1 protein-coding gene is annotated in these 269 nt (G+C 36.4%); it reads right to left on the bottom strand.

Features of this window, described 5'->3' with window-relative positions; genetic code table 11:
- Positions 1-259, bottom strand: a 259-nt coding sequence (gene rpsH, locus RYX56_RS22600; RefSeq protein WP_317124155.1) for a 30S ribosomal protein S8, incomplete at its 3' end; no start/stop codon positions are given.
- Positions 260-269: the final 10 nt, after the last annotated feature.

The following is a 269-nucleotide window of genomic DNA, read 5'->3' as shown; positions in this document are numbered from 1 at the left end:
CACGAAGTCCAGGCTTACTTATCCGCTTTAAGCCAGTAATAACACGTTCGTTGTTTGTACCGTATTTTAAGAAGATACGGATGATACCTTGTTTATTGTCATCGATATATTCAACATCACGCACGAAACCTTCACGCTTTAAAATTTCGGCAATTTCTTTTTTGATATTAGAAGCAGGTACTTCTAATTTTTCGTGACGTACCATATTCGCATTACGAATACGAGTAAGCATATCAGCAATAGGATCTGTCATGACCATTAATTTTACC

Source organism: Alkalihalophilus lindianensis (assembly GCF_032843265.1).
Taxonomy (GTDB): Bacteria; Bacillota; Bacilli; order Bacillales; family Bacillaceae_D; genus Alkalihalophilus; species Alkalihalophilus lindianensis.
Note: the sequence above shows the minus strand (reverse complement) of the source record. Positions and strands in the feature narration are given on the sequence as shown.